Raw genomic sequence first — 7,830 nt, 5'->3', positions numbered from 1 at the left:
TCATCACTTGGTGGTGGGGGCGGGCCAGCAAATCCCACCCTTCAACCCCCCCCTGTGCTGTCGGGGCCCAACCCACACCCCGCCCCCCCCCCACCCCCCGGGGGGGCGGGCCCCGGGGGGGGGCCCCCGCCCCGCGGGTTTCGGGGGACTTCGGTCAGAGTTGGCGCTGGTAGACGTGCGGCTCGTACTCGGTGGAGTGTTGCCGGGCGGCGTGTTGCGGGGCGTGGATGCGGGGGATGCGGCTGGGCCACCAGTTGGCGTTGCCCAGGAGGGTCATCAGCGAGGGCAGGATCACGATCCGGACCACGATCGCGTCGATCAGGACCGCGGCGGCCAGGCCGATGCCCATCTGCTTCATGTCCAGCATGCTCAGCGTGCCGAAGACCACGAAGACCGAGACCATCACGAGCGCCGCGCTGGTGATCACGCCGGCCGAGCCGGTGATGCCCTTCTCGACCGCGGCCTTGGTGGACATGCCCTGCATGGCGGCCTCGCGGATCCGGCTGACCACGAAGACGTGGTAGTCCATCGAGAGGCCGAACAGCACCACGAACAGGAACAGCGGCAGCCAGGAGATGATCGCGCCGCTGGAGTGGAAGTCCAGGATGCCCTCGGCCCAGGTGTGCTGGAAGACCACGACCAGGAAGCCGAAGGCGGCCAGCGCGGAGAGCAGGTTGATCCCGATCGCGGTGAGCGCGACGACCACCGAGCGGAACGTCACCGACATCATCACGAAGGTCAGCAGCAGCACGAAGGCGATCACCAGCGGCAGCTTGTCCTGCACGTGGGCGGCGAAGTCCTTGTTCTCGGCCGTCTCACCGGAGACCGCGAACTCCGCGCCCGCCACCTTGCCGACGGTGTTCGGCAGCACGCTCTCGCGCAGTTGCTTCAGCGCCGCCTTGGCCTGCGTCGAGCTGGAGATGTGCGGCGTGGTCACGTCGACCTTGAACGCGCGCCCGTCCTCGGAGACCAACACCTCGACCGGGTCCTGGGTGAACAGCGGGTTGTTCCGGGTCTGGGCGACCGCCCGGTCCAGCGCGGCGCGGGTCTCCTTCTCCTTGCCGACCGGAGCCAGCGCGACCAGGTTGTACGGGCTGTGCTTGCTCGGGTAGGCGTCCGTCATCCGGTCGTAGGTCTGCATCGTGGACATCGAGCGCGGGAAGTCGTCGCTGGAGGTGTTCTGCAGCTTCATGTCGAAGGCCGGCAGGGCCAGCGCGCCCAGCGCGACCACCGACACCGCCAGGGTGGTGCCCGGGTGGTTCAGCGCGGGACGCAGCAGCGCCTTCCACACGTGCGGCTCGCGGTCCTCGCGGGCGGTCAGGCGCCACAGCAGCGGGATGCGCGGCCGGTCGATCCGCTTGCCCAACTTGGCCAGCAGCGCGGGCAGCACGGTGAGCGACCCGATCATGGCGACCGCGACCACGATGATGCCGCCGGTGGCCAGGCTGGAGAAGATCGCGTCGTCGGCGATGTACATGCCGGCCATCGAGACGGCCACCGCGATCGCGGAGACCACCACGGCGTGCCCGGAGGTGGCGGCGGCGATCTCGATCGCGTCGATCCGGTCGCGGCCCTTGGCCCGCTCCTCGCGCTCACGCTTGACGTAGAAGAGCGAGTAGTCGACGCCGACCGCCATGCCCATCATGGTGATCACGCTGGAGACGGTGCCCGAGTCCGGGAAGACCGCGGAGGCCAGGCCGTACAGACCGATCGAGGCACCGACCGCCGAGATGGCCAGCAGCACCGGCACCGCGGCGGCGATCATCGCGCCGAACGCCACCATCAGGATGATCAAGGTGACCGGCAGGCTGAACAGTTCGGCCTGCCCGAGGTCCTTGCCGATCTGGTCCTGGATGCCCTTGCCGATCGACGCGTCGCCGATCTCCTCGACCCGCAGCTCGGGGTGCGCCTTCTGCACGCTCGCCGTCGCCTTGAGCAACGGGTCGATGTGGTCCTGGGCCTTGTCGGCGGATCCCTTCATGGTGAACGGGACCAGCAGCGCCCGGCCGTTCGTGGCCGGGATCGGCGCGGCCACCTCGGCGACCTCGGGCAGCGCCCGCAGCTTGGCGGTGACCTCGCCGGCGACCCGGTCGGCCGCGGCCCGGTCGAGCGTGCCGCTCTTCGCGGTGATCAGCACGTTCTCGCTCGCCGCGCCGTCGAGGCCGTACCGCCGGGAGATCTCGTCGGCCCGACCGGACTGGCCGGTGCCCATGTCCGCGCTCGTGGTCTTCTCGGTGCCCACCATGCCCCCGACGACCAGGCAGATGACGACGAAGGCGATCCACATGGTGATCGCCCGCCACGGGTGGGTGGCGCTCCATCGTGCGACGCGAACGGTCGCCGGCTGCTTGGTCATTGTCAGGTCCCCTCGTGTTCCACTGCGTGTCCCGCTGACAGTTCGAGTCTGTCGGCGGGGCGCGCGCGGAACACTGCGTCGAACCCCCGACCCGGGGTGGGTCCAGACCCACCCCGCGGGTGCGTTCGCACCCCGGGCACGCACGACGCCGGCACCGCCCGGAGGGGGCGATGCCGGCGTTCGCACGCGCGGCGGCGGGGGTCGGCGCGGGTCAGACCCGGGCGGACTCCAGGTCGTGCAGGATGCCACTGGCCTGCTCGGTGATCCGGGTGATCAGTTCGGCGCACGAGGGCAGGTCCTCGATCACGCCGACCACCTGGCCCGAGGCCATCACGCCCAGGTCCGGACGGCCGTCCACCATCGCGGCCTTGAGCAACATCGGGGTGTTGGCCGCCATCAGCACCTGCGGCCAGCTCAGCCCCTGCGACTTCTTCATCGCCAGGCCCTCGCGGGCCATGTCGGTGAGCTTGCTGCCGCTGAGCTTTCGGAACCTCATCGCGTTGGCGATCGAGCGCGGATAGCGGGCGATCGCCGAGCGCTGTTCGAGCCGCTTGACGAAGTCGGTGGCCAGCACCCGGTGCGGGACGCCGTCGACCTCCTTGGACACGATCGTGCCGTTGACGTCGGTGGCCAGGTAGACGTCCTTGACCGCCTGGCCCACCGGGCTGTCCGAGGTGAGCAGGAAGCGGGTGCCCATCGCGATCGCGTCCGCGCCGTACGCCAGCGCGGCGACCAGGCCGCGCCCGTCGAAGAAGCCGCCGGCCGCGATCACCGTGACGTCGCTGCCCCGCAGTACGTCGGTCACCTGCGGCAGCAGCAGCGTGGTCGGGATCGAGCCGGTGTGCCCGCCGCCCTCGCCGCCCTGCACGATCACGCCGTCGACGCCCCACTCGGCGACCTTCTGCGCGTGCCGCTTGGCGCCGATCGAGGGCACCACCAGCATGCCCAGGTCGTGCGCGCGCTTGATCAGGTCCTTCTTCGGCGCCTGCGCGAACGAGGCGACCCCGATGCCCTCGCGGCCCATCAGGTCGATCCGCTCGGCCGCGTCCGGCGCGTCCGCGCGCAGGTTGACCGCGAACGCCTTGGTGGTGCTCTTCTTGACCGCCGCGATCGCCGCGACCAGTTCGTCGTAGGTCATCGTGGCCGAGGCCAGGATGCCCAGCCCGCCGGCCTCCGCGGTGGCCGCGACCAGTCGGGGGTAGGACACGTAGCCCATGCCGGTCTGCACGATCGGATACCGGACGCCGAACTTCTCGGTGAACCCGTTGCTCAGCGCGGGGTGCAGCCCGCCCGCACCCGCGCTCACGCCGGCACCTCGCGCAGCCGCATGCCGCGCGGGTCGAGCACGTCCCGCACGATCCGCAGTTCCTCGTCCGTGGGCACCCGCGAGGTGGGCACCTCGGCCGGGATCACCAGCTCGAAGCCGGTCGCCTCGACGACCTCCTCGACGGTGACGCCCGGGTGCAGCGAACGCAGCCGCATCACCTTGGCCTCGGTCTCGAAGTCGAGCACGCACAGGTTGGTGACGACCCGGCGCACCTCGTGGAAGCGCCCGGCCGAGCCCACCGCAGCGGCCCGGTCGTAGCCGACGCAGGAGACCATGTCCACCTTCGGCGTGAGCACGCGCGCCGAGTGCTTGGGGATCCAGTAGCTGGTGGTGTGGTTGATCGTGTTGCCCGGACCGCCGCGCGAGCCGAGCACCTGGCGCTTGGGCCTGGCCCAGTCGCCGATCGCGGAGATGTTGGCGTTGCCGTGCGCGTCGATCTGCACCGGGCCCATCATCACGTGCCGCCGCCCGGAGGCGAGCACGTCCAACACCTGGCGGTAGGGGATCCAGCCGACCACGGCGAACTCGTCCGGCTTGGCGCCCAGTCGGGCGTCGCCCTCGAAGAAGTACGACTCGCCGTTGGAGAGCATCAGGTCGGGCTCGAACGTCGCGCGGGCCAGCCGGGCGCCGATCGTGGGCACGGCACCCATCGGGCTGCCGATGATCTCGCCGTCGCCGCGGAAGCAGTCCGCGACGGCGGCGACGCACACGTCGGCCCGGGTGGCCTCGGTCAGGGTCTCGCTGCTCACTTGGCGGTCTCCTTCTTGAACTCCTCGACGGCGGCCTGGTACGCCGCTTCGCTCTCGACCTTGAGGAATCGCTGCTCGAACGCGGCCCACGCCTCGGGGTCGGCGGCGGCGGTGACGTACGCCTTCTGGAACGCCTCGTCGCGGCCGTACTCCGGCGGACACTCGGTGAAGTGCGCGCCGTTGGGCGCCTCGACCACGCCGTGCGTCATGTAGCGGTGCACGGTCAGCGTGTGCACGCAGCCCGCCGCCTTGAGCAGTTCCTCGCTCGGCACGATCCGCTCGGCCGAGACGTACGCCTTCTCGGCCGCGAGGCAGAACAGGTCGTCCATGAACTGGTCCGGGCCGGTCAGCGCGGCGTTGCCCCGCTCGTCGGCGACGTTGGCGTGGATCAGCGCGGCGTCCAGGTTCAGCGCCGGCATCGCCACCAACGTCTCGTCGCCGTACGGCGATTCGATCGTCTTCAGGTGCGGCGAGACCTTGAGGATGTCCGATCCCAGGCCCGCGCGGGTGGGCAGGAACGGCAACCGCTGGGCGGCGGCGCGCAGACCGGTGAGGAACATGCCCTCGTCGTACTCGACCGCCTCGACCAGGCCGTTCTCGCGCACGTGGCGGAAGTTGGGCTCCAGCGGGATCGAGTCGAGCGAGACGAACGCGTAGACGAGCTTGCTCGCCTTGCCGGCCCGGGCCAGCAGCCCGACGTCGGGGCCACCGTAGGAGACGACGGTCAGGTTCTTGAGGTCGGATCGCAGGATGGCCCGGACCAGGGCCATCGGCTTGCGCCGCGAACCCCAGCCGCCGATGCCGATGGTCATCCCGTCGGAGAGTTGTGCGACGACCTGATCGGGCGTCATGCGCTTGTCAGCCATGGATGGTTGCTCCGTCTCTACGTCGAGGGGTCGGCGTCACTTCGAGGTGTCCGCGTCGCGACCCTCGGTGAAGGCGTCGCGCAGTTCGTCCGACACGCCGGTCAGGTTCAGTTCGAACGTGAAGCCCTGCTCGTAGCGGTACGAGCGCTTGACGTCGACCGGGTCGATGCCGTTCAGCGACGCCTTCGCGGCGCGGATGACGGTCGGGCTCTTCGCCGCGATGGCCCGAGCCACCTCGAACGCCGTCTCGACCAGCTTGTCCCGGTCCACCAGCTTGTAGATCGAGCCGTACGCGTGGAGTTCGGCCGCAGGGGCGTTCTCCGACGTGTAGACCATCTGTCGCATCCGGTGTTGCGGGACCAGCCGGGCCAGGTGGGTGGCCGCGCCGAGCGCGCCGCGGTCCACCTCGGGCAGGCCGAAGAACGCGTCGTGCGACGCGACGATGATGTCCGCGTTGCCGACCAGACCGATGCCGCCGCCCACGCAGAACCCGTGCACCGCCGCGATGACCGGCACCTCGCAGTCGTACACCGCGGCGAACGCGTCGAAGCAGCCCTTGTTGGCCGCGACCAGCGCGTCGAAGCCCTCGGTGTTCGACATTTCCTTGATGTCCACGCCGGCGTTGAAGCCGCGGCCCTCGGCCCGGAGCACCACGGCCCGGACCTGCGGGTCGCGGCTCGCCTCGCGGAGTCGGTCCGCGAGTTCGAACCAGCCGGCGACGGTGAGCGCGTTGACGGGGGGTGCGTCCAGCACCACCTCGGCGATGCCCTCACGCACCTCGTAACGGATAGCCATGGCAACCAGATCCATTCGGCCGCGTGCGTCGGATCGGCCGGTGACGTCCCAGGTACCGGCGGCTGCGGCCGACGCGGCCGTCCGGTCGTGAGAGGCACATCACCACCCGATCTGACTGATCGTCAGATTTCTGCCACCATAGTTGACCCCGAGCGACCCACGCCAGACGAAGCGAGCGTGGCGCCCACGACACCGCAGCCCGTCAGGAGCAGGCCATGACGTCCTCCCCCAACCCGCTCGACATGAGTGGACGCGTCGTTCTCGTCACCGGTGGCGGCAAGGGGATCGGACGGGGCATCAGCGAGCGTTTCCTGACCGCCGGCGCCGACGTGGTGGTGTGTTCGCGCCGCGAGCCCGAGACGCTGCCCGCCGCCGGCGGACGCACCGCCGTGTACACCCCCGCGGACGTGCGCGACCCCGACACGGCTTTCGCCGCCGTGGAGTTCGTCGAGGAACGCTTCGGTCGGCTGGACGTGCTGGTGAACAACGCGGGCGGCGCGCCGCAGACCGACGCGGCCACCGCGTCGCCGCGGTTCTCCAAGGCGATCATCGAGCTGAACCTGCTCGGTCCGCTGTATTTCGCGCAGGCCGCCCACCGCTTGATGCACCGTCAAGAAACCGGCGGGGTGATCGTGAACATCTCCAGCGTGAGCGGTGTGCGCCCCTCGCCGGGCACCGCGGCCTACGGCGCGGCCAAGGCCGGGATGAACTCGCTGACCCGCTCGCTGGCCGTCGAGTGGGCGCCCAAAATCCGACTCAACTCCGTGATCGTGGGCCTGGTCCGGACCGAACAGGCGCACCTGCACTACGGGGACGAGGCCGGCGTGCAGCGGGTGGCGGACACGATTCCGCTCGGTCGGATGGCCGACCCCTCCGACGTCGCGGACGTATGTCTGTTCCTCGCGTCGCCGATGTCACGGTACGTCAGCGGAGCGGAACTGCTCATGCACGGTGGCGGGGAAATGCCCGCTTTCCTCCGTGCGGCGGACAGCGAGACCGATCATGCGCCCGTAAACTGACGGCATGACAGGACAAGTTCGCACCGTCGACGGCCGCGTCGCCGGGCGACGCGGACAGGCGACGCGGCAAAAGCTGCTCGACTGCCTCCGCGAGATGCTCGACACGTCTCCGTACCGGGACGTCAAGGTCATCGACGTCGCCCGTATGGCAGGCACCTCTCCCGCCACCTTCTACCAGTACTTTCAGGACGTCGAGAGTGCGATCCTGGAGATCGCGAACGACATGGCCAAGGACGGCCAGCGGCTGAAGACTCTCGCCGAGGACCAGAACTGGTCCGGCAAGGGCGGCTTCGCCGCCGCCGAGGCCCTGGCCGACGGATTCCTCGAGTTCTGGCGGGACTACGAGCCGATCCTGCGCGTCGTCGACCTGGCCTCGGCCGAGGGCGACAAGCGCTTCTACAAGGTGCGCCAGAAGATTCTGACGGCGGTCACCGGTTCGCTCACCGAGGCCATCGAGAACATGCAGGCCAAGGGCAAGGTCGGCGACGACGTGCAGCCCAACGCCATGGCGGGCACCCTCGTCGCGATGCTGGCGGCGGTGGCCGGGCACCAGAAGGGCTTCGAATCCTGGAACATCAAGATGAAGGACGTCCGCCCGGCGCTGTCCACGCTGGTGTTCATGGGCGTCACGGGGAAGAAGCCCCCGACCCGGTAGCAACGCGTGTGCGCAGACGCCGGACGGGCCGATACCGGCCCGTCCGGCGTTCGAGGACACGAC

The 7,830-nt window shown here is 69.9% G+C and carries 7 protein-coding genes; 2 read left to right on the top strand and 5 right to left on the bottom strand.

The window, feature by feature from the left end; all coding sequences use genetic code 11:
• Nucleotides 1-154 precede the first annotated feature (154 nt).
• From ACH4U8_RS27830 to ACH4U8_RS27810, 5 genes are all read right to left on the bottom strand, one after another.
• On the bottom strand, nucleotides 155-2,356 hold the full coding sequence (locus ACH4U8_RS27830) for an MMPL family transporter (RefSeq protein WP_395780913.1): 2,202 nt from the start codon (nucleotides 2,354-2,356) through the stop codon (nucleotides 155-157).
• A 211-nt stretch (nucleotides 2,357-2,567) separates the two neighbouring features.
• Complete coding sequence (locus ACH4U8_RS27825) at nucleotides 2,568-3,662, bottom strand: nitronate monooxygenase (RefSeq protein ID WP_360316484.1); 1,095 nt, start codon at nucleotides 3,660-3,662, stop codon at nucleotides 2,568-2,570.
• Nucleotides 3,659-4,432 (bottom strand): CoA-transferase, encoded by a 774-nt coding sequence (locus tag ACH4U8_RS27820; RefSeq protein ID WP_360316487.1) that lies wholly within the window; start codon nucleotides 4,430-4,432, stop codon nucleotides 3,659-3,661. Before ACH4U8_RS27820 ends, ACH4U8_RS27825 begins: the two co-directional genes overlap by 4 nt.
• Nucleotides 4,429-5,298 carry a CoA-transferase gene (locus ACH4U8_RS27815; RefSeq protein ID WP_360316490.1) on the bottom strand — a complete coding sequence of 290 codons (870 nt, stop codon included), beginning with the start codon at nucleotides 5,296-5,298 and terminating at the stop codon, nucleotides 4,429-4,431. Before ACH4U8_RS27815 ends, ACH4U8_RS27820 begins: the two co-directional genes overlap by 4 nt.
• A gap of 36 nt (nucleotides 5,299-5,334) precedes the next feature.
• The gene (locus ACH4U8_RS27810; protein ID WP_360316492.1) at nucleotides 5,335-6,093 is read right to left on the bottom strand and encodes an enoyl-CoA hydratase family protein; all 759 of its coding nucleotides are present in this window, start codon (nucleotides 6,091-6,093) and stop codon (nucleotides 5,335-5,337) included.
• A gap of 215 nt (nucleotides 6,094-6,308) precedes the next feature.
• On the opposite strand from ACH4U8_RS27810, the gene ACH4U8_RS27805 reads away from it, so the two are divergent.
• On the top strand, nucleotides 6,309-7,112 hold the full coding sequence (locus ACH4U8_RS27805) for an SDR family oxidoreductase (RefSeq protein WP_379992275.1): 804 nt from the start codon (nucleotides 6,309-6,311) through the stop codon (nucleotides 7,110-7,112).
• 4 nt (nucleotides 7,113-7,116) lie between these two features.
• A complete protein-coding gene (locus tag ACH4U8_RS27800; protein ID WP_360316497.1) occupies nucleotides 7,117-7,767 on the top strand; it encodes a TetR/AcrR family transcriptional regulator in 651 nt (216 codons plus the stop codon).
• Nucleotides 7,768-7,830 lie beyond the last annotated feature (63 nt).

Origin of the sequence: Embleya sp. NPDC020886, from assembly GCF_044333915.1 — a bacterium.
GTDB lineage: Bacteria > Actinomycetota > Actinomycetes > Streptomycetales > Streptomycetaceae > Embleya.
This window is presented reverse-complemented; position numbering and strand designations above follow the sequence as displayed.